Here is a 23,170-nt window from a genome sequence, read left to right as displayed (position 1 = left end):
CTTTTTACTTTACATAAGTGGTGCTTAGATGAACATGATTGCTAATGAAATGTGCTATAATGAAGAAAGACTCCTGAAATAGGAGATAAGAGTGTCCGTGAAATGTGACATATATGAATATAGATTATTATGTAAGAATTATGGAGGATAAGTATGACGCAATATACGCCTATGATACAGCAATATTTAAAAGTTAAGGCAGACTATCAAGATGCCTTTTTATTTTTCCGCTTAGGTGATTTTTATGAAATGTTCTTTGAGGATGCGGTTAAAGCAGCCCACGAACTTGAAATTACATTAACGAGCCGAGACGGTGGTAGTAGTGAACGTATACCGATGTGCGGTGTACCGTATCATGCGGCTAAAAACTATATTGAACAACTTGTTGAAAAAGGATATAAAGTAGCGGTTTGTGAGCAAGTAGAAGACCCAAAAACAGCTAAAGGTGTAGTGCGCCGTGAAGTCGTACAATTAATTACGCCAGGAACGATGATGGAAGGGCGTACGATTGATGAGAAAGAAAATAACTTTTTAGCCGCATTAACACATTTTGAAGATGGATCATATGCGTTAGCTTGTAACGATTTAACGACTGGGCAAAATACAGTAACGTTATTGACTGGTTCAGTAGAGGATATTTTATTAGAAGTGTATGCAACTGGTTCGAAAGAAATTGTTGTAGATTCTTCCTTTTCTAAAGATGAACTAAACAAGTTAACGGAAACGTTAAAAATGACGATTTCATATGAAGATGCAACGGCAATCCCAGAAGGGTTAGAACATCTTGTGAAAAATGTTTCACAAGCAAAGTTAATTAAAGCAGTTGGACGCTTATTTAACTATGTAATAAGAACGCAAAAACGTTCATTAGATCATTTACAGCCTGTGGAAATTTATTATACGAATCAATTTATGAAAATTGATGTGCATTCAAAGCGAAATTTAGAGCTGACAGAAACACTTCGAACGAAAGAAAAAACAGGATCATTATTATGGCTATTAGATAAGACGAAAACGGCTATGGGTGGTCGTATGTTAAAACAGTGGATGGAACGTCCACTTATACAGAAAGAACGAATCGAAGAGCGTTTAGAAATGGTTGAAACGTTTGTAAATGATTACTTCTTGCGTGAAGATTTAAAAGAAAAGTTAAAAGAAGTATATGATTTAGAACGTTTAGCAGGGAAAGTTGCATTCGGTAATGTCAATGCAAGGGACTTATTACAGTTAAGACGATCTTTACTGCAAGTACCAGCTATTTTAGAAGCGATTAGTTTGTTAGATAACGCGTATGCAGCGAGATTAATTCAAGGTGCAGATCCATGTGAGAGCTTAACAGAATTACTAGGAAGAAGTATTCAAGAAAATCCACCGCTTTCTATTAAAGATGGAGATATTATTAAAGATGGTTATAATGACAAGCTTGATCAATATCGCTATGTGAGTAAAAACGGAAAAACGTGGATTGCTGAGCTTGAAAAACGAGAGCGTGATATTACAGGAATTAAATCGTTGAAAATTGGATACAACCGTATTTTCGGTTACTACATTGAAGTAACGAAAGCGAACCTTGGAGCATTACCAGAAGGCCGCTACGAGCGTAAACAAACGCTTGCTAATGCGGAACGTTTCATTACAGATGAACTAAAAGAAAAAGAAACATTAATCTTAGAAGCTGAAGAAAAAATTGTACAACTAGAATACGATTTATTTACAGCGCTTCGTGAAGAAGTAAAAGTATTTATTCCGAAATTACAGCATTTAGCGAAAGTAATTAGTGAATTAGACGTACTGCAAAGTTTTGCAACAGTTAGTGAAGAAGAACAGTTTGTAAAACCTGTACTAACAACGAAGCGCGAAATCTTTATTAAAGATGGTCGTCATCCTGTCGTTGAAAAAGTATTGAACGGGAAATTGTATGTACCGAATGATTGTATTATGCCAGAGAATATGGATGTATTTTTAATTACAGGACCGAACATGTCTGGTAAAAGTACGTATATGAGACAATTAGCACTTGTAACGGTTATGTCGCAAATTGGTTGTTTCGTACCAGCAACAGAAGCAGTATTACCTGTATTTGACCAAATCTTTACGAGAATTGGCGCGGCGGATGATTTAATTTCAGGTCAAAGTACATTTATGGTCGAAATGTTAGAAGCGAAAAATGCCATTGCAAATGCATCAGAAAGAAGTTTAATTTTATTCGATGAAATTGGACGCGGTACATCTACGTATGATGGTATGGCACTTGCACAAGCAATCATTGAACATATTCACGACCAAATTGGTGCAAAAACGTTATTCTCTACACATTATCATGAATTGACAGTGCTAGAAGACAGTTTAGATCAACTGAAGAATGTACACGTTTCAGCTATTGAAGAGAACGGAAAAGTAGTATTCCTTCATAAAATTCAAGACGGGGCAGCAGATAAAAGTTACGGAATTCACGTTGCGCAACTTGCAGAGCTTCCAGATAGCTTAATCGCTCGAGCGAAAGAAGTATTAGCGCAACTTGAAGGACAGGAAGAAATTATTATTCCAAAGCGTGTAGAAGTGAAAGCGCAGGCGCAAGAAGTTATTCCAGAGCCTGTAGTTGTAAAAGAAGAACCAGTAGAAATAGAAGAGACGAAAGCAGAGACTGAAGAAGAATCACAACTATCATTCTTTGGTGGAGAACAATCTTCGAAAAAACAAGACAAGCCAGTTTTAGATGCAAAAGAAACGGCAGTACTGACGCAAATTAAAAAAATTGATTTACTTGATATGACACCTTTAGAAGCGATGAACGAACTGTATCGCTTACAAAAAAAGTTAAAGAAAGGATGAGTAAGTAGATGGGTAAAATTCGCAAACTAGATGATCAACTCTCTAACTTAATTGCGGCAGGGGAAGTAGTAGAGCGCCCTGCCTCAGTCGTAAAAGAACTTGTGGAAAATTCTATCGATGCGAATAGTACATCTATTGAAATCCACTTAGAAGAAGCTGGTTTATCGAAAATTCGCATCATTGATAATGGGGACGGCATTGCAGAAGAAGATTGTATCGTCGCTTTTGAACGACATGCGACGAGCAAAATTAAAGATGAAAACGATCTGTTTCGCATAAGAACACTCGGTTTCCGCGGCGAGGCATTACCGAGTATTGCCTCAGTTAGTGAATTAGAATTAATCACTAGCACAGGTGATGCACCTGGTACGCACCTTATTATTAAAGGTGGAGACATTATAAAGCAGGAGAAAACAGCGAGCCGAAAAGGAACAGATATTACAGTACAAAACTTATTCTTTAATACACCAGCGCGTCTTAAATATATGAAAACCATTCATACAGAGCTTGGGAATATTACAGATATCGTGTATCGTATTGCAATGTCACACCCAGAAGTATCGTTAAAGCTATTTCATAATGAAAAGAAATTGCTTCATACATCAGGAAATGGTGATGTAAGACAAGTACTTGCATCGATTTATAGCATTCAAGTTGCAAAGAAGCTTGTTCCAATTGAAGCGGAATCTTTAGATTTCACAATTAAAGGCTATGTAACATTACCAGAAGTAACGAGAGCATCTCGAAATTATATGTCAACAATCGTAAATGGTCGTTACGTTCGAAATTTCGTATTAATGAAAGCTATTCAGCAAGGATACCATACATTATTGCCAGTCGGACGATATCCAATCGGCTTCTTATCGATTGAAATGGATCCAATGCTAGTTGACGTTAACGTACATCCTGCGAAATTAGAAGTTCGTTTTAGTAAAGAACAAGAATTACTAAAGCTTATCGAAGAAACATTGCAAGCAGCATTCAAAAAAATACAGCTCATTCCAGATGCAGGTGTAACAACGAAGAAAAAAGAAAAAGATGAAAGTGTGCAAGAACAGTTTCAGTTTGAGCATGCGAAGCCGAAAGAACCATCCATGCCGGAGATCGTTTTACCGACGGGCATGGATGAAAAACAAGAAGAACCGCAGGCTGTGAAACAGCCAGCGCAGCTTTGGCAACCGCCAAAACAAGAATGGCAACCACCACAATCGCTCGTAAGAGAAGAACAAAGTTGGCAGCCATCTACTAAACCGATAATGGAAGAACCGATTCGAGAAGAGAAATCGTGGGACAGTAACGAAGAGGATTTTGAACTAGAGGAATTAGAAGAAGAAGTTCAGGAAATAGAAGAAATCGAAATGAACGGTAATGATTTACCGCCGCTTTATCCAATTGGACAAATGCATGGAACATATATTTTCGCTCAAAATGATAAAGGCTTATATATGATTGACCAACATGCCGCGCAGGAACGTATTAATTATGAATACTTCCGTGATAAAGTAGGACGAGTAGCACAAGAAGTACAAGAACTACTCGTACCATACCGTATCGATTTATCTCTTACCGAATTTTTACGTGTCGAAGAGCAACTAGAAGAACTAAAAAAAGTTGGACTATTTTTGGAGCAATTCGGCCATCAATCCTTTATCGTTCGCTCGCATCCAACGTGGTTCCCAAAAGGGCAAGAAACAGAAATTATCGATGAAATGATGGAGCAGGTCGTTAAACTAAAAAAAGTTGATATTAAAAAATTACGTGAAGAAGCAGCCATCATGATGAGCTGTAAAGCTTCAATTAAAGCAAATCAATATTTAACGAACGATCAAATATTTGCTTTACTGGAAGAACTTCGTACAACAACAAACCCATACACATGCCCGCACGGAAGACCAATTCTTGTGCATCATTCTACTTATGAGTTGGAGAAGATGTTTAAGAGGGTTATGTAGGGATAATATGATTTAATAAAAAGAAGCGATGAAATAAATCGCTTCTTTTTTGTTTAGATATTCTTTTTTTATAAATTCTTCATCTGTAACCAATTATAGAAAAATTATATGAATCCATAGTTTTCATACAGGTTGCATGTAAAAACTTCTTTTTCTCTCAATGTTTTTTCTTTTCCTTATAGAATCCTTATAATTATCATTTATTCTAGAATTACAATATACGAGGAGGAAGTTTAGGATGAATGAGATTATGTTAGAAACAAAAAATCTTTGTAAAACATTTAGAAAGCAAAGTGTCGTACAAAATATTTCGCTTTCTGTACCGAAATATTCAATCTATGGATTGTTAGGTCCTAATGGAGCGGGGAAATCGACCACTTTAAAAATGATAACAGGCATGCTTACACCTACTTCTGGTGAGATTTACTTTGATGGTCATAAATGGACGCGGCACGATCTACATTCTATTGGTGCTTTAATTGAGTCTCCTCCGCTTTATGAAAATTTAACAGCAAGAGAAAACCTGCAGGTTCGTACGACTGTTTTAGGTTTGCCTAAATCAAGGATTGATGAAGTATTGCATATTGTGGAGCTAGAGAATACAGATAAGAAAAAAGCGAAGGATTTTTCTATGGGGATGAAGCAACGACTGGGAATTGCGATTGCATTGCTGAACCATCCGAAATTTTTAATATTAGATGAGCCGATGAATGGACTGGATCCTTTTGGAATTCAGGAATTAAGAAAACTCATTCTATCCTTTCCTGGAAAAGGAATTACGGTCATTTTATCGAGTCATATTTTAAGCGAAGTAAGTCAAATTGCAGATCATGTTGGGATTATATCAGGTGGTGTATTGGGGTATCAGGGGAAATTGAATAAGAATGATGACTTGGAAGATTTATTTGTACAAGTGGCTGGAAAGTATAGAAGGGAGGCATAAGAAATGAATCTATATATTGCATCTGAAAAAATTAAAATTAGACATACTTTTTTGAATAAACTTATATGGCTAGTTCCATTTGCTACAATACTAATTGCCTTTTTATTATCGGCGGATTATTTTCAATTATCTAGTTACAACTGGTGGTACATTACGATGCTTCCGGGAATGGTTTCTTTAAGTTGTGTACTTCTTGCGGAGAAAGATAAAAAAATGAATAATCGTTCCATTTTATCGTTACCAGTTTCATTAAAACGAGTGTGGATTTCTAAAGTATTACTAATTTTAGGGATTTTGAGTTTTTCATGCATACTGTTTTTCTGTGGAATCGAGTTATCTAGTTTACTAGTAAATAAAGAGAATTTCCGCATCATTCCTACGGTAAATGCACTATTAGGAAGCGTTCTTTTAATCGTTACTTTTATGTGGCAAATTCCAATCTGCTTGTTTTTAGGTAACAAAATAGGTCTATTTCCGACGCTTCTGTTGAATGTAGGGGCAAATGGAATTTTTGGAGTTGTATTGGCAACAAAAAATATTTGGATGATTAGTCCATACACATATCCAAGTAGACTGATGATCCCTATTTTGAAAATACTACCAAATGGTTTGTATGCAGAAACCGGAAGTGTAACGTTTAAACCAGAACTACTTTCCTACGATGTGATTTTGCCAGGCATAGTAATTTCTGTTGTGTTGTTCCTGTTATTCACTTATGTGACGGCAAAGTGGTTTGAAAAGCAGGAGGCAAAATAATATGGCGGTTTTGTCGAGGATATTAAGAGCTGATTTTATAAAAATGAAACACACGATTTTTTTCTGGATACATGTAGCGATGCCAATCATCGGTATTGCTCTTTTTTTAAGTTATTATTCCTTTTCAAAATTTGATTCTATAAATAAAGTTTCAGGCTATATACAAGTATTATCGATATCTTTTCCGTTGCTAATTAGCATAGTGTGTTCTTCTGTCGTGGAACAGGAAGCTTTGGCAGGAAATTTTAAAGAACTTTTATCAACGGAATACGGAAGACGTAAAGCGTTAATTAGTAAAGTATGTTTACTTTTAATATGTGGGTTTTGTTCCACTATGTTGGCAGTCGTTGGGTTTGCGACAGGTTTTCATTTTCTGTTAGGACAAAATGAAATTCCATTTGCTTTGTATGTTGAAATTTCATTCATTCTTTTTAGTTGTCAAATCTTTATGTATATATGGCATCTGTTCTTAAATTTTCGCTTTAGTAAAGGTGTTTCCATTGGGATTGGAATTATAGAAAGCTTGTTGGCAGCTTTAATGCTTACAGGGATGGGGGATGTAATTTGGAAATACATACCATGTGCATGGGGCGCGAGATTATGCAATTATTTTTTGGGATACAAATTAAGTCCTAGTTCTATTCGTGTCTTAGCAGTAGAGGCAGCAACTGGAGCAGTGATTTGTGTTTGTTTCACGATCATTGCATTTGTTATTTCTCTTATGTGGTTTTCCTTTTATGAAGGACGCAAAGAAATGTAAGTGTAATTGTATTATAATGGAAGAGTGGGGAGGGATTCTATATGGCAAGAATATTAGCAATTGATGATGAAGACGGCATCCTTTACATTATAAAAAGTGCTCTAGAGAAAGAAGGTCATGAGGTAACAGCCGTTAGTAATCCTCTTACTATACCAAAGGAAAAATTTTGTCATTTTGATTTAATTCTGTTAGATGTCATGATGCCAGAAATAGATGGTTTTACACTTTGTAAGGAAATACGGGATTTGGTTGATAGTCCAATTGTATTTCTAACAGCCAAAACAATGGAGAAGGATCTAATCACAGGGCTTAGTCTCGGTGGAGATGACTATATTACAAAACCTTTTGGAATTGGAGAACTGCGTGCGAGGGTATCCGCGCATGTAAGGCGTGAGCATAGAGAAAAGCAAAATGCATTTTTCCTGTCAGGTCTTACATTTCATCTGTCATGTAAAGAAATATGGTATGACGATACATCTATCGCATTTACGAAAAGTGAGTATGGAATTTGCGAATATCTAGCTTTGAATCATGGACAAGTATTTTCAAGAGAAAAGATTTACGAAAATGTTTTTGGTTATGAGGGAGAAAGTGATAACCAAGTAATTGTGGAACATATTAAAAATATCCGTCATAAATTATCTAAGTATGGCATGAATCCAATAGAAACAGTATGGGGAATTGGTTATAAATGGAGAAAATGAAAAAGCAAGTCAACCTTAGTAAGATTTTAATACAGTATATTTTTGCATTTTCAATAGGGACGATTGCTTTAGTGACTTTTTTTATGATTCTATTCCAAGTTGGAGTTAACGCAGAAATAATCTTACCAGCAAATTATTATGAAAAACAGATTGAGTCGCAAAGAGATGCTATAGTTAAAGCGGAACAGGAAGATGATCAAATTTTAAAACAATATAAATATGCTCTGTATGATTTTTCAGGAAACGTTATACAAGGGAGTATTAATAAAGATTATGCAGGACAAATATGGAATAACATACATAATGATGAAAAAGGTGACAGTACGTACTACTATGCAATTATAGAACGCGATAAAGATATTTGTGTCATTCTATATACGTTACACGCTACTTTTAAAAATCCTATTTTGCAGAAGTATTTACCGAGTCCGGAAGTTTGTGAAATTGTTCTTTTTATTCTACTATTTGTTGCCGAAGTGATATTTCTATCTCGCTCTTTTGGTAAATCATTGTCAAAGGAAATGATGATTTTGAGAAAGGTAACAGATAAAATTCAAAAGGAAGATTTAGATTTTCAAGTGGAACAATCTAAAATAAAAGAAGTGAATGAAGTATTAACTTCTTTAGTAAAAATGAAAGATGAATTAAATCATTCGTTACGTACACAGTGGAATATGGAAACAAATAGAAGAGAGCAGATTGCTGCTTTGGCACATGACATTAAAACGCCGTTAACGATATTGAGAGGGAATGCAGAGCTATTAAATGAATCAATGCTAGATTCAAATCAGAAGAAATGTAATGAGCATATTTTGAAAAGTATTGATGAGATGGAAATATATATGAAATCTTTACTCGATATTACGAAATGTGAGGAAGGCGCTCCACTTCAATTCAAGCAAACAGATCTCCGAGACTTTATTCATAATATTATAGAAGAAAGTGCAATTTGTGTTTTAGGCAAACAGTTAAATCTAATTGAAAATGTTCAGGACATACCAAATTTTATTCCTATTGACGAGACCGCTTTGAAAAGAGCAATTATGAATATAATGATGAATGCAATTGAATATTCTCCGACAAAGGGTGACTTGATGTTCTCAGTGGAAATGATTAGTGAAAAACTGCAATTTATTGTAGAGGACTCGGGAAGAGGGTTTACAGAAGAGGAAATGCATTCAGCTACAGAGCAGTTTTATAGGGGAGATAAAAGTAGAAACTCCAAAGATCACCATGGAATGGGGTTATACATTGCTAAAAGCTTTGCAAAGCAACACGGTGGAAATCTTTACTTAAGTAATTCGAAAAAGCTGTACGGTGCAAAAGTTGTTTTGGAAATATCAGCGAAGTAGAGGGAGGGGGGCAGATTATAACAATTCGCTCCTTTTTAATATACTTCTTTTACAACTATATGTTAAAAATTCATTTATAAACTAGAGATAACCTCAACCTATTTGTAATTTATATGTACGTTCTTAATTTGTTTGTAAGGAAAGAGGTTTTTAATTTACAGACTTATCGGAATTATGTAAAGTGTAGATAAAACCATAAAATGGGGTGTTCTTTATGTGTACTAGTTTGACATTAGAGACAAAAAACGGTCAGCATCTTTTTGCAAGAACGATGGACTTCACATTAGATATGAATCAAGAAGTAATAATCATTCCTCGACATTACCAGTGGAATAATATAACTGGTGAAATCATTAATACGAAACATGCTACGGTCGGAATGGGAATTAATCATCAAGGAAGGATCATTATGGCGGACGGAGTAAATGAAGCAGGTATGACATGTGCAACACTCTATTTTCCAGGATTCGCTACGTATAGTCAAAGCATAGATGACAATAAAACGAATTTAGCTCCATTTGATTTTGTGACTTGGAGTCTTACACAATTCAATTCTGTCAAAGAGTTAAAGAAATCTGTAGATAGCCTTACCTTTTTGGATATACCGTTACCGGATTTAGGACTTACGCCACCACTACATTGGATTTTGGCAGATAAATGGGGAGATTGTATTGTACTGGAGCCGACAAATGAAGGATTAAAAATGTATGACAACCCACTAGGAGTGATGACGAATAGTCCGGAGTTTAATTGGCATTTGCAAAATTTAAGACAATACATAGGTCTTAAATCGCAGCCATTCGCGCCAACAGAGTGGAGTAACTTACCATTAAGTGCTTTTGGTCAGGGATCGGGCTCAATGGGACTTCCAGGGGATTTCACTCCACCCTCAAGATTTGTGCGGGCAGCATATGGCAAACAAAACATTCAAGGTATAGATAGCGAAGAAGAGGGAGTATCAGCCCTTTTTCATATCTTATCAAATTGTGAGGTTCCTAAAGGTGGAGTAATAACAGAAGAAGGTGCATTAGATAATACCATATATACAAGCGTAATGTGTATGGAATCCGGAACATATTATTATCATACTTACGATTGTAGACAAATTATAGCTGTTCATTTATTTCATGAAAATTTAGATACAGATGAGATTAAAGCCTATCCGTTCCAACGGAAACAAAAAATATTTTATGAAAATTAAGTAGCTTTGAAACAACGTTTGGTAAATTTTTAAATATATATAATAGAGCAATAATGGCCTATATAATTCATGGGTGCTTCTTTAACTTTGGGATTTATCATAAATCTACTCCTTTCTTCAATGACTCCAACGAGTAGAATTTTGCTGCTAGGAGCATTAGCTAAGGAGCAGTGAAGGTGGAATTTATTTATAAATAGTAAAGAACCAAAAAGGTGTGGAAAATATCCATACCTTTTTGGTTCTTCTATTATCTATGTATAAAAAAGCGCTGTATATCAGCACTTTTTAAAAGTACATGAGTTGTATAAGAAAAACTTATATATTACCTATAACTATACAAGGTCTAATATAGATTCTTATTTGATTAATTGTTATAAGAGCCTATACGCTTATTTATTTTTATTATTATTAATTTTTTCCGTATATAGCACCTGCTCTTTATAATGCTTCTTAATTGGGAAAGTATGTGTACCAGAGCCGTTTTTGAAATTTTTATTGATAGGGTTTTTTAGCGGGATTGTTGTAGTTTCGGTAAATTCATATGGGTAGTTTATTTTAGATTTATCTTCAAACATGAAAATGCCTCCTTTTAGGATTTCCTGAATTCTTTACTATAACATGATATGCATATAGATTTTTTTTGGACTAGTTATTTATAGAGGTTAATGGAATTTAATTACGAAACTACTGAAATATTTTAAAGGAAAATAATTTGTGAAATATATGATATGAATTTTTGTTATTTGTTTGGGGAGGTGTTTTTTGCATATGTATTCGTTATAAATTGTTTTTATAATATGATTCATATAGGTTTTTCCTGATAATATAATGCGGAATATTATAGTGTTATTATGTTATTAGGAACATTTAATGCTGTTTCATAACTGAAAGGGAATTGATAAAAAACTGAAACTTTTCTCATAAAAATTCAATCTAACTTGAAAAATGAAAGGAAAATGAAATTTTCCAAAAGATATTCTTTGTTAAGATAAAAAACATACATAAATAAAGTGTTGACATATCTTAAAAATGTATTTTCAAGATATAGTGGGGGAAAAGATGAGAATAGAAAAACAATTAATAAAAAAAATGTATTATGAAACATTTCTAATGGAGAATGTAACAAAACCACCTCTTGACGTGCTTGGAGAAGCTTATATAAGCGAAGAAAAAAATGAGATTTCTGATGGATCTTATATTCGTTTTGCGCAAGGTGAATTTTATTATCAGCATCAAGATTTTGAAGCAGCTATTTTTAAATGGGAGAAGGTTAGTAATGAATTAGCACCATGGGCACAAAAAAATATTGCGGATGCTTATTTCGAACTGAATCAATTAGCAGTTGCTGAAAATGTTTATACTTCCATTGCTACTGATAATATAATATTGATGACAGAAATTAGATTACAATTACTTTCTCTTTACATAGAGCAAAATAATTTTGAAGCAGCTTTCGCTGTTATTAAAGAAGCGGTTTCTTTAAATCCGGATTATCCGAATGTCACAAAAATTGCCCGTTCCTTTTATGAGGAACAACAAGATTTTGATAGTGCAGTAGAGCTTGCTGTGAATGAGTTAATTCGAATAGAATCTTATCCTTGGTTTGAGGTGTTAAAAGGATATATCGATAAAGGATTTACTAAACATATTTCACCAGATTATTTTTATGATGCATTAGTTACATTAAATAATGTAGATCAAGTACAATTTACGCAAATGGTTTCATCACTTTGGAACAGTTATAAAAATGAACAAAATTACTTATTGTGGCTTAACACAATAAATGAATTTTTCTTACATATTGAAATAGAGTCGTCCGATATATGGGACAAAATTTCTTCTCTTTACGAAGAAACATACTTTGCATTAATTCAAGGGCAATATATGCTTAAACAATTACACGATATCATTCCAAGTCTTTTAACAAATTGGTTAAAAGTAGTCAATCCGTCTTATGCTGTATTTCCATCAGCAGCTGTATTGGCATGGGATGAGATTTTTCCATCTAAAATAGATTCAGGCGATATACAACATGCGGAAAAGCTACTGTTATATTCTATGAATCATGTGAATGGTTTAGAGTACAGTCTACATCTTTTTGAATCTATTACACAGTGGGCACAAAAGAACAATATAGAAATAGGTCAACGATTTAGATGGTTAGTTGACGAACTTGCAGATTTAAGAACAAATCGTATTTTAGTAACAGGAACTTCAGGGAACGGAAAAACTACATTTATCAACTCTATATTAGGAGGAAATCTATTAGAAAAATCAATTTCAAATGTAGTAGTTTTAAAAAATGATGCTCATACAGAAATTAACGCCATAACAGATGCTGCAATTACAACAACGGAAGATATCTCTGATTATCATAATATGATGTCTCAACACCATCAAACGTATAGAGATAGAGCATGTGTTGAATTTAAATTACCATGCAAATTTTTAAGTGAAAATAAACTTACATTTGTAGTTACACCAGGCTTTAATAGGAATAACGACACTAGGGATGAGGTATTTGAATATCTAAATTCCGTAGATGAATTATTGTTTGTATTGAATGCGGATTCACCTTTTACTGATAAAGAGCGTGATATTCTATTAAGCATTCAAGAACATACACCAAATTTACAAGTGCATTTCTTATTAAATAAAATCGATAACATTTATAGTGAAGCAGAAGTGAAAAGAGTATTACATGATACGGCAGCGAGAATAAACACATATTTCCCGCATGCGAGGATTTTTCCTTATTCTTCGTTATATACAAGTAGTCAACAATTAAATGAGTTAAGTGAGTTTATTCATTTTAACTTTAATCATAAAAATATTGATGCAGAACGTACTGAAAAGCTATTGTTCTTCATCCGAAAAACAATTACATATCTTTTAGCTAAACGCGTTGAGAAAGAAAACAATCTAGTGGATGCGATTAAGTGGAATGAAGATATGCTAGTGAAACTAAACGGTAGCATGAATAACCTTACTGCATTTGAGAGGGAAAAAATTCATTTCATTACAGAGTCATATCGTACAATGAAAACGGAAATTACAAATGATCTTACTGAAAATATACCGAAGGTATTACAGAGTTGTTCTGATTTAATAAGTGAAGAAAGCGATTTCGGTCACATGGATACGCAACTAAATAAAGCAATGAATGAAAGAGTGCATAAATATTTAGAACAAACGGTATTACCTCATCTTGCTCTTTCTATGCAAAATTGGATTGCAACTTCTCATAATGAGCTCCTTCAAAGTCAATCGTACTTAGAAGAACTTAGTGAAGGACTTAATTCTTTATTTGGAGAAAATCGAATACAGTTAGAATGTGACTTTAAAGTGTTGGATGACTGGCGCAGAGATACTGACAGAATGACGACTAGAATACAAATGGATGAAGTAAATATTTTACGTCGATTTACGCCAGCACAATTTTTACTGAAAAGTGCCGGTAAATTATTTGGAGTTCTTCCTAAAAATAAAACTATGTTATATAACAAATACAAACAGTATGTAGAAAATGAAGATTATACTGAGGTAACGGATTCTATTATGAAGAAATTTTTCTTGCAATTTGAGCTATTCGAAAACACACAAGAGCGAGATATTCATATCTTCTTTAGGAATCCATTTAACTCCTTGAAACAAGCTGTAGAAAATATGCAATTAGAAATACAAGAAAAACAAGAGATGTTACATAAAATGAAATCAAATCCTGAAGTTTATCATGATTCTATCATGCTCTTTGAATTGAGATTACGTCAATGTGAAGTAATTTTACATATGGGTGATGATCATACTTATACAGATGTAATTTTAGAAACAAGTGCAGAATAAAAGTAAAATATTTAAGATTTTTTATGTGAAATTGCATCACATGTTATAAGAGAGTAAAAGGGAGCAACTGTAATGAGTTGCTCCCTTTGCATATTCACATTATTTTTCAGTTTCTTTAATTTTAGTTTGTACTTCGCCAGTTTTAATTTTATTACTTTCTGAGAAACGTAGTAAATCTCCTTCAATAATTTTGTCAGACATTCGTAATTCATTTTGTGCACGGTTAATGAGTGCTTGAGCTTCTTTTTTTGGTAAATCTACAATTTCACCTGTTATGCGGTCATAGAAAGTGTTGTTTTTGTATGCATATTTGTCTGTAATGAAGCTACCATCACGTAAAACAACAAAACCGGTATATTCATCTGAAAACATATCATGACCAAAACGAATATCGTTCGTAGTATCAATCCCTAATAAATTGAGAATAGTAGGTTTCATATCGATTTGTCCCGTAGGCTTTGAAATCGTTTGACCTTCTGTTTGTCCAGGGACATGAATATATAAAGGTGTACGTTGTAAATTTAAAGTATCAAATTCTGTTATTTGATCTTTTTCTAAAAACTGTGCCATTGCACGATTATGTTTTTCAGAAATGCCATAATGATCACCGTATAATACAATAATAGAATCATCATACATTCCCTCGGCTTTTAAACGCTCAATAAATTTTTTAATTGATTCGTCTAAGTAACGTGCTGTTACGATATAACGATCAAATACGCCATTACCAGAGTTATATGGTTCAATGAATTTTGTATCTTCATCATACGTAAATGGATAATGGTTTGTTAAAGTAAGGAAACGAGCATAAAATGGTTGATCAACAGTTTTTAATATATCTACTGATTGATCAAAGTATTCGATATCTTTTAATCCCCAATTTAAATTAGTTTCGGGCGTAATTTTGTAATCAAGTTCATTATAGTAACGATCATAACCGAGAGCAGAGTACATGATATTACGATTCCAAAATGTTGCGTTATTCGCATGGAATACAGAAGTGAAATAACCTTGCTGACGTAAAATTTCTGGAGTCGCAGTATAATCATTGTTACCGTGTGTGAAGAATACAGCTCCTCGATTTAATGGATATAACGACGTATCAATTAGAAATTCAGAATCGGATGTTTTTCCTTGCCCAGTTTGGTGGAAAAAGTTATCAAAGTAATAGCTTTCATTTATGAATTCATTCAAAAATGGTGTAACTTCTTGTCCGTTAACTGTTGCGCCTATTAAAAAGGTTTGTAAGGATTCAAGAGTAACAACAATTACGTTTTTTCCTTTTGCTACACCAAACATGTTAGGATTCGGCTGACTTTCGTTTGCCTTCACGTAGTTTTCTGTTTCTTGTAATTTACTACTATCAGCAAGTGCCTTTTGTGATCCTGCTTTTACTTGTAGTGTTAAATCATATACTTGATGCGTGTATAGTCCTAAATTTTTAACAAGCATGACTCGGTCGAATGATCTCGTTAGTAATTCAGGTCGCTCTTTTTCTGCAAGATGTAGATTTGCAAAAAATACACCAATCGTTAAGAGAAAATATAACAAGCGTGCCGAATGAGTTACGCGCCCCGTTTGGAAGACTAGTGCCTTCTTCTTTAATAAAATAAAGAAGAAAATAATGTCTGCGAATGCGAGTATAATTTTGTAGTTCAATATTTCTATAATACTACCGCCTAATTGGCCAAAGTTTGATGTTTGTCCAAGTACTGGTAACGTAACGAAATCACTATAAAACTCATAGAACATTACATTCCCAACAAGTACAATTGTTAATAAGAAATTAATACATAGCGCGATATAATTTCGCTTTTCACCGGTTGCAAATAATGCGAATCCGACAAAAGCTAATGAAGCAGCGAGAGGGCTAATAAACAAAATAAGCTCTTGTGTAGAAGATTCAATTTTTAAATCAAAACTGAATCTTGTAATAAGATATGTTTTTAACCATACTGCTAAAGCAATTATTAAAACAAAGCTTATATTTTGCATTTGTAAATTGATTTTATTTTTCATTTTTACTCCTTCTTTATATAATTTATTTAACTTGTGTTATATATTATATTTTTATAACTATTAGAGTGTAATGAATCAATTAGCTAATGGTTTCTAAAGGTAAAAATATAAAGTATTCACATACGTACAATGAGGAATTTTCAAGCGCCAATCTATTTTTTAGAACAGGCAGAAAAAGTCATAGTTGTAGTAAAAAATACTTATAGACATCCTAACATATTAAACACTATGGTGATGTTACAAAATATCGAACAAATGAAGGTGGAACTGAATAGAGGCTTGTAAAACTATTGACATTCAATTTGTTAGAATTGAATGTCAATAGTTATATATACACGTTTATATTACATATGTATCTCATGAAATCTCGATTCCTTGTGGGATAATCGTTAGCGGAGGGAGGATAGTGATTTATGCTATTACTACATAAATAAAGCGTTGTGAAACTTAAAATATTTGATTGGTATCTTAATTATGCAATTAGATGTCAGATAAATATTTTCCAACATACAATCCACTTGCAGCAGCTTGAGATAATGAATGAGTGACGCCTGAACAATCCCCAACTAAAAATAGTCCATGTATACTTGTTTCAAAATGATTATTGAGTTTTATCGTAGGAGCATAAAACTTTCCGTCAATTCCATATAATAAAGTATCTGTATCGATCGGTTCTTGGATGAATTGTTCTAATCGTAATAAAAATTCTTTAAGTCCTTCAATATATAACGGAGGAATTTCTGTATTCAAATTTCCATAATCTCCTTGTAGCGTAGGTTGTATACGGTTATATTTCATGTCGTTCGCTATTGTAGGCTGTTTATTTAGTAAGTCCTCTAAGCGCTGTATAACAATCCGATCTCGTCCTTGGTTAATGTTTTTAATAATTGAACTTGCATATATATTTGCTTCTTTGAGAGTTGGAAAATAGCACGGGATGAATAAAGTGAAATTTAAGTTAGGTGTGCCAGTTCCTTTCTCTCGAAAATTTTGACCGTCAGGCATAACTAAACCTTCTTCGTACTTTCTAATAATGCGTCCTTTTGGATTCATACAGTACGTAGTCGCTGTGAAATCCTCATGCTCATAAGAAAGTTTAGTCTCAAATGTATCTTTTAATATAGAACGTAATTGGTGTTCTTTCATCTCTACTCTAATACCTAAATCTACACGAGTTTGTTCCTGAGAAATATGTAGAGAAGTGCACATCTCCTTTAACCAATCTGCTCCGGAACGCCCAGTTGCAAATACTAGTTGCCTAGATTGAAATGTTCCTTCATTTGTATCTATAGTAAAATGATTTTTCTGTTTCATAATATGTTGTACATCTATATGAAATTGTATATTTATTTTCGTAAGTAAAAATTCGTAGAGTTGCTGAAAAATTTCCTTTGAAAGGGTAGTACCAAGATGCCGTACTTCTGTTGTTAGCATTTGTAAACCACACGATTCAGCTCTCTTATTGAGATTTGGATTTTCTGTAGAATATTTTGAAACTGAATTTCCTCCGAACTGACATAGAATTTCATCTACTTCAGCCATAAGTTGTATAAAGCCCTCTTTACCAACTTTTTGCTCAAGTTCTCCACCAAATCCGTTTGTATAATTAAATTTCCCTTCAGATTTTCCTAAACCAGCAAATCCGAAATATTTATCACATGTAGTACAATTACACGCTTTTCCTTCGTCTAAAGGACAATGGCGAGCTCCTAGCGCTTTACCTTTATCAAGAATTAAAACTTTTTTGTTACTTTTAACTAGTGAATAAGCCAGAAAAATGCTACTTACTCCAGCGCCGATAATTGTAACATCATACATATTCTTTCACCTGCTAACGAATAGTTTGTTTTTTATTTTTTTAGTGTATAACAATTTTATGAAGGTAAGAAATAAATTTTATTAATAAAGGGGAGTTTTTGAACTTGATGCTTTTTTAATTTCTTAGAGTGATGAAGTAAATACAAGTGTCTTTATTTACAAGAAGAATTAGTTTTCAAAGACCACTATATCACATGATAAATAAATTCTTACATACAAAAAACAGACCTTTTAAGTGAAGAGGTCTGTTAATGATTTTAAATGTTATTTAGCGAAGACGTGGTTACCAATTACTGCTACTGTTTGACGTGTCGTAATCCATTTGTCTGTTGATGTTTTCGGATTATAGAAATAAAGCCAATCAGAATGTATTCCATTTGTGGAGATAGCCTCTTCTACAGCCATTTTTGCTTCTGCGCTTGCAGGTTGATTAATTCTTCCATCTGTAACAGGAGTAAATGCATATCCGTATTTAATAGGTTCATAAATAACGCCTGTTATTGTATTTGGAAACCCATTTGCATTTACACGATTTAGGATAACTTTCGCTACAGCCACTTTTCCTCTATATGATTCTCCACCTGCTTCAGCGGTAACTAAGCGTGCCATTAAGTCTTTTTCTTTTTCTGAAATGCTTGAGTTGATTTTCAAATGTTGTCCTGCATAGAGCTTGTTTCCGACTGTATTGTTAATTTGTTTTATAGATTGAACGGTAACATTGTAACGCTTTGCTATCGTTTCCAATGAATCTCCCGGTTGTACTTGATAAATAATTTGCTCAGAAATGTTCGCAGGTTTGGCGTTTTGGTGAACAGTGGTTTCATTTGAGTTGACGGAACTCGGGATATGTAACTGTTCGCCAATGAAAGTTTGATCGTTTCCTTTATTATTAGCCTGTTTAATGGATTGTATTGAAACGCCGTATTGTTTACTGATGCTCCAAAATGTATCATTCTTTTTTACTGTGTGAATGGTAGAAGCTTCAGCTGTACTTTGATTACATACGAATGTAATTGCAGCTGCAGATAAAGGGATTATATGTTTTGTTTTTAATAATTTCATTGTAAATCCTCCTAGGAAAAATAAGGTGAAACGGTTAAGTACTGTAGTTCAAAATGTCTATATATAATATTTTAATGTAAGTATATTAGCACATATAAAATAAATAATCATTATAAGTTTCTTATTTATGTAGTGTAGAGTCCGAATATGAAATATTGCATATGAAAATCCGTTGAAGTTCATATTGCTGATTACTATAATCTATTTAGTAGAAGGGGGATATGTTATATAAATAAAATTATTATAGATTAATATAATGATTAAATATTATTAATAGGAGAAGTGATGTAATGAATATATTTAAAAGAATATTTGTTTCAGCTGTAATCATTTCAATGTTTTTAGGAATAGGAGGCACTGTCAATATTGTAAATGCTGATTCTATAGAACAGCAGAGTAAATTAGGAATAGACCAAGAAACAGATAAGCAAATCATTGTAAAATTCAATGCGGATTTGAAATTACCATATGAAGATGGTATTGAAAAACAAATACAATCTCAAACGAACGATAAAGTACTAGAAGATCTTTTGGTAGAATATCCAGATGTAACATTCATGCGTTTATTCACATCTGTAAGTCCAGAGGAAATAGAAGACCTTGAAGTGAAAGCGCCCAATAATGTATCTACAAGTTTATTAAACTACTATATTCTTCAAACTCAAAATGGTGAACAAGAGGAAGAACTAGTAGATAGGTTAAAGAAATCTTCTTTAATAGAAGATGTGTATATGAAGAAACAAGAAAAAATAACGCCACCAGAAGTGCAACCATCAAGTGTATCTCTTAATCCTAATAACAATCCTAGATTTAAACAACAAGGTTATTTAGAAGCAGCACCATACGGTATTAATGCGCCCTTCGCCTGGGGAGTCCGAGGCGGTAATGGAAGTGATGTAACCTTTGTTGATATGGAATATGGATGGTTATTAAATCATGAGGATTTAGTACATCAAAATATTGAGTTAATGTCTGGAATAAATATAGATCAACATGTCGGTCATGGGACGTCTGTACTAGGAATTGTATCCTCTGAGGACAATGAAGTTGGGAATATTGGGATTGCGCCAAAAGCGAAAGCAAAGGTGATTTCTCAAATAAGAGATAACGGACAGTATAATACAGCTGATGCAATATTAAGTGCTGTAAATCAGTTAGAAGCTGGGGATGTTTTATTGTTAGAGGCACAAGCATCTTTCGATGGATATGGTGATAAATATTTACCTGTTGAAGTACAACCAGATATCTTTGATGCGATCCGTGCTGGTACAGATAAAGGTGTTGTCATTATAGAAGCTGGAGCAAATGGTTGGAATGATTTAGATCAATTTAAAGATAGAAATGGTAAACAAATTTTAAATCGTAATAGTAAAGATTTTAAAGATTCAGGTGCAATTATGGTAGGAGCGGGCTCTTCATCTCTCCCTCATGAGCGTATGTGGTTTTCGAATTATGGCAGCCGTATTGATGTGTATGGTTGGGGAGAAAACGTAGATACAACTACAGCAGAGCAAAGTCGAAGTGCTGTAAACCTGTATACATCTAGCTTTAGTGGCACGTCGAGTGCGTCGCCTATTATTGCCGGAGCAGCGACTTTAGTACAAAGCATTGCGAAAGAAAATTTAGGACAACCATATAGACCGAGTGAACTAAGAGCGATATTAAGCAACAAGAACACAGGAACAAAATCTAAAGATCCATATGCAGATAAAATTGGTGTTTTACCAGATTTGAAGTCTATACTAGTTAACTTAGGGTATGGAAAAAGAAAACCAAACGGTGGGAATGAGTTACAAGTAACAGAAAATGAACCAAATAATGAACGTATACAGGCAAATAAAGTTAACTTTCATACACCGGTGAAAGGAACGTTACATAATAGTGATAGAGTAGATGTATTTACTTTCCAAATTGACTCTATGGAAAATATTAGCATATCCCTACTAAATGAACAAAATATCGGAATGACATGGGTACTTCATCATGAATCAGATTTAAATAACTATGTAGCATATGGTGAAAATGAAGGAAATGTAGTGAAAGGAACTTATAATGCAAAGCCAGGTAAATATTATTTATACGTCTATAAGTATGAGAATAAAGATGGTTCATATGTATTGAATATAAAGTAAACGAAAGGAGCTTCAGATGAAGTTCCTTTAAATTTTTCTAATTCAGGATATATGAATGTTTTTTAACTTTATTTCTATGCAATATTTCATACTTATGAAATGATATTTATTTTTTACTCACTAGATTATATTATATTCAATAAGTTTGATATAAAACAAAAAAAGGAGGAATAATAATGAGCAGTAAGAAATTTATTTTGAAATTATTCATATGTAGTACGATATTTATCACATTTGTATTTGCTTTACATGAGAAGAGGGTCGTTGCGGCTAGCTCTGTTAATGAGCTTGAAAATTGGTCAAAATGGATGCAACCTATACCTGATAATATCCCGTTAGCACGAATTTCAATTCCAGGAACACATGATAGTGGAACGTTTAAGTTGCAAAATCCGATTAAGCAAGTATGGGGAATGACGCAAGAATATGATTTTCGTTACCAAATGGATCATGGAGCTAGAATTTTTGATATAAGAGGACGTTTAACAGATGATAATACGATAGTTCTTCATCATGGGCCATTATATCTTTATGTAACCCTGCATGAATTCATAAACGAAGCGAAACAATTTTTAAAAGATAACCCGAGTGAAACAATTATTATGTCTTTAAAAAAAGAGTATGAGGATATGAAAGGAGCAGAAGGTTCCTTTAGTAATACGTTTGAAAAAAATTATTTTGTTGATCCTATCTTTTTAAAAACAGAAGGAAATATAAAACTTGGAGATGCTCGTGGGAAAATTGTACTACTAAAAAGATATGGCGGTAGTAATGAATCTGGAGGATATAATAATTTTTATTGGCCAGATAATGAAATGTTTACGACAACTGTAAATCAAAACGTAAATGTAACGGTACAAGATAAATATAAAGTGGGTTATGATGAGAAAGTAAAATCTATTAAAGATACGATCAATGAAACGATGAATAATAGTGAGGACTTACATCATCTATATATTAATTTTGCAAGCTTGTCTTCTGGTGGTACAGCATGGAATAGTCCATATTACTACGCCTCTTACATAAATCCTGAAATTGCAAACTATATAAAACAAAAGAGTCCTACAAGAGTAGGTTGGATCATTCAAGACTACATAAATGAAAAGTGGTCACCATTGCTGTATCAAGAAGTTATAAGAGCGAATAAGTCATTAATAAGAGATTAAAGATGATGAGAGTAAGAAGCGATAAAATACGTCGCTTCTTATTAAAAAACAGTGTATCTTGTAAATGGACCAATTTTTGAGTTATCTCAATCGATGTTTCATTATGAGAAGGCTAAACTTTTAAATCAAATTAATTTCAAATGAAAATTAGCATAAATAATCCTGCAAAAAAGCAACTGATCATACGTGTTCAGTTGTTTTTTTATTTTTAAAGTGGATGAGCAAAAAAACATAAAAGTGGTTGGTCCGTTTTTTGTAAACATCTATTATGATAAGAGAAGAAAGGTAGTATGTTATTAACGTTTTAAAGAGGAAGTTCTTAATAAAAATAGACTGGCCTTAGAGAGGTGAAAGTACTATGAGCTTTGCGATTTCACTAGTCGTTATTATTGTAATTGGATCACTGTTTGGAACCGTACTAGTTGCACGGAATGTGGAGGAGAATTACGGCAAGTCTACAAAGAGAAATGTGAAAAACTTATCCACTATTTATATTATCCTTCTTTTCGTACTACTTGTTGGGGTAACGTGGTATGCGGTAATAATTTGATAGTTTGTAACAGAACTGCAACGAGAGTATGAAGCTGGAATTTCAGAAGCTATCGAGTAATCAGAAACGGGGCTATTTTA

General features: G+C 33.4%; 16 protein-coding genes and 1 pseudogene. 13 read left to right on the top strand and 4 right to left on the bottom strand.

Features of this window, described 5'->3' with window-relative positions:
- Positions 1-153 precede the first annotated feature (153 nt).
- From mutS to BAQ46_RS06415, 8 genes are all read left to right on the top strand, one after another.
- Positions 154-2,832 carry a DNA mismatch repair protein MutS gene (gene mutS, locus BAQ46_RS06450; protein WP_061131610.1) on the top strand — a complete coding sequence of 893 codons (2,679 nt, stop codon included), beginning with the start codon at positions 154-156 and terminating at the stop codon, positions 2,830-2,832.
- An 8-nt stretch (positions 2,833-2,840) separates the two neighbouring features.
- The gene (mutL, locus tag BAQ46_RS06445; protein ID WP_000516472.1) at positions 2,841-4,784 is read left to right on the top strand and encodes a DNA mismatch repair endonuclease MutL; all 1,944 of its coding nucleotides are present in this window, start codon (positions 2,841-2,843) and stop codon (positions 4,782-4,784) included.
- Between the two features lie 238 nt (positions 4,785-5,022).
- Entirely contained in the window at positions 5,023-5,727 is a 705-nt protein-coding gene (locus BAQ46_RS06440) for a lantibiotic protection ABC transporter ATP-binding protein (protein WP_001002802.1), read from the top strand.
- Positions 5,728-5,730: 3 nt separating this feature from the next.
- On the top strand, positions 5,731-6,483 hold the full coding sequence (locus BAQ46_RS06435) for a lantibiotic immunity ABC transporter MutE/EpiE family permease subunit (RefSeq protein WP_001055399.1): 753 nt from the start codon (positions 5,731-5,733) through the stop codon (positions 6,481-6,483).
- Position 6,484: 1 nt separating this feature from the next.
- Positions 6,485-7,243, top strand: a complete 759-nt coding sequence (locus BAQ46_RS06430; RefSeq protein WP_000279845.1) for a lantibiotic immunity ABC transporter MutG family permease subunit — start codon at positions 6,485-6,487, stop codon at positions 7,241-7,243.
- Between the two features lie 41 nt (positions 7,244-7,284).
- The gene (locus BAQ46_RS06425; protein ID WP_000101080.1) at positions 7,285-7,947 is read left to right on the top strand and encodes a response regulator transcription factor; all 663 of its coding nucleotides are present in this window, start codon (positions 7,285-7,287) and stop codon (positions 7,945-7,947) included.
- A complete protein-coding gene (locus BAQ46_RS06420; protein ID WP_000413918.1) occupies positions 7,935-9,299 on the top strand; it encodes a sensor histidine kinase in 1,365 nt (454 codons plus the stop codon). The genes BAQ46_RS06425 and BAQ46_RS06420 overlap by 13 nt, the downstream gene beginning before the upstream one ends.
- A gap of 214 nt (positions 9,300-9,513) precedes the next feature.
- A complete protein-coding gene (locus BAQ46_RS06415; RefSeq protein ID WP_061131611.1) occupies positions 9,514-10,500 on the top strand; it encodes a choloylglycine hydrolase family protein in 987 nt (328 codons plus the stop codon).
- Between the two features lie 389 nt (positions 10,501-10,889).
- On the opposite strand, the gene BAQ46_RS06410 is transcribed toward BAQ46_RS06415, so the two are convergent.
- Entirely contained in the window at positions 10,890-11,075 is a 186-nt protein-coding gene (locus BAQ46_RS06410) for a hypothetical protein (protein WP_000461128.1), read from the bottom strand.
- Positions 11,076-11,529: 454 nt separating this feature from the next.
- Between BAQ46_RS06410 and BAQ46_RS06405 the strand changes: the two genes are divergently transcribed.
- Positions 11,530-14,343 (top strand): dynamin family protein, encoded by a 2,814-nt coding sequence (locus BAQ46_RS06405; protein ID WP_116777225.1) that lies wholly within the window; start codon positions 11,530-11,532, stop codon positions 14,341-14,343.
- 99 nt (positions 14,344-14,442) lie between these two features.
- Here the strand turns inward: BAQ46_RS06405 and BAQ46_RS06400 are convergent, their stop codons facing one another.
- The 3 genes from BAQ46_RS06400 to BAQ46_RS06385 form a co-directional block, all read right to left on the bottom strand.
- Complete coding sequence (locus BAQ46_RS06400; protein ID WP_071741797.1) at positions 14,443-16,362, bottom strand: LTA synthase family protein; 1,920 nt, start codon at positions 16,360-16,362, stop codon at positions 14,443-14,445.
- Between the two features lie 480 nt (positions 16,363-16,842).
- The gene (locus BAQ46_RS06390) at positions 16,843-18,180 is read right to left on the bottom strand and encodes an NAD(P)/FAD-dependent oxidoreductase (RefSeq protein WP_061131614.1); all 1,338 of its coding nucleotides are present in this window, start codon (positions 18,178-18,180) and stop codon (positions 16,843-16,845) included.
- Positions 18,181-18,444: 264 nt separating this feature from the next.
- Positions 18,445-19,242, bottom strand: a complete 798-nt coding sequence (locus BAQ46_RS06385) for a cell wall hydrolase (protein WP_061131615.1) — start codon at positions 19,240-19,242, stop codon at positions 18,445-18,447.
- 290 nt (positions 19,243-19,532) lie between these two features.
- Here BAQ46_RS06385 and BAQ46_RS06380 point away from each other — a divergent pair, with 290 nt between their 5' ends.
- From BAQ46_RS06380 to BAQ46_RS06365, 4 genes and pseudogenes are all read left to right on the top strand, one after another.
- Positions 19,533-21,374 carry a S8 family peptidase gene (locus BAQ46_RS06380; RefSeq protein WP_061131616.1) on the top strand — a complete coding sequence of 614 codons (1,842 nt, stop codon included), beginning with the start codon at positions 19,533-19,535 and terminating at the stop codon, positions 21,372-21,374.
- 176 nt (positions 21,375-21,550) lie between these two features.
- The gene (plcA, locus tag BAQ46_RS06375; RefSeq protein ID WP_000095618.1) at positions 21,551-22,540 is read left to right on the top strand and encodes a phosphatidylinositol diacylglycerol-lyase; all 990 of its coding nucleotides are present in this window, start codon (positions 21,551-21,553) and stop codon (positions 22,538-22,540) included.
- A gap of 48 nt (positions 22,541-22,588) precedes the next feature.
- Positions 22,589-22,684 (top strand): annotated as a pseudogene (locus tag BAQ46_RS06370) (GntR family transcriptional regulator); the annotation flags it as partial.
- Positions 22,685-22,898: 214 nt separating this feature from the next.
- Entirely contained in the window at positions 22,899-23,090 is a 192-nt protein-coding gene (locus BAQ46_RS06365) for a hypothetical protein (RefSeq protein ID WP_000006450.1), read from the top strand.
- Positions 23,091-23,170: the final 80 nt, after the last annotated feature.

The organism is Bacillus paranthracis (assembly GCF_001883995.1).
Lineage (GTDB): Bacteria > Bacillota > Bacilli > Bacillales > Bacillaceae_G > Bacillus_A > Bacillus_A paranthracis.
The sequence above is the reverse complement of the archived record's forward strand: the minus strand, read 5'-3'. Positions and strand labels throughout refer to the sequence as shown.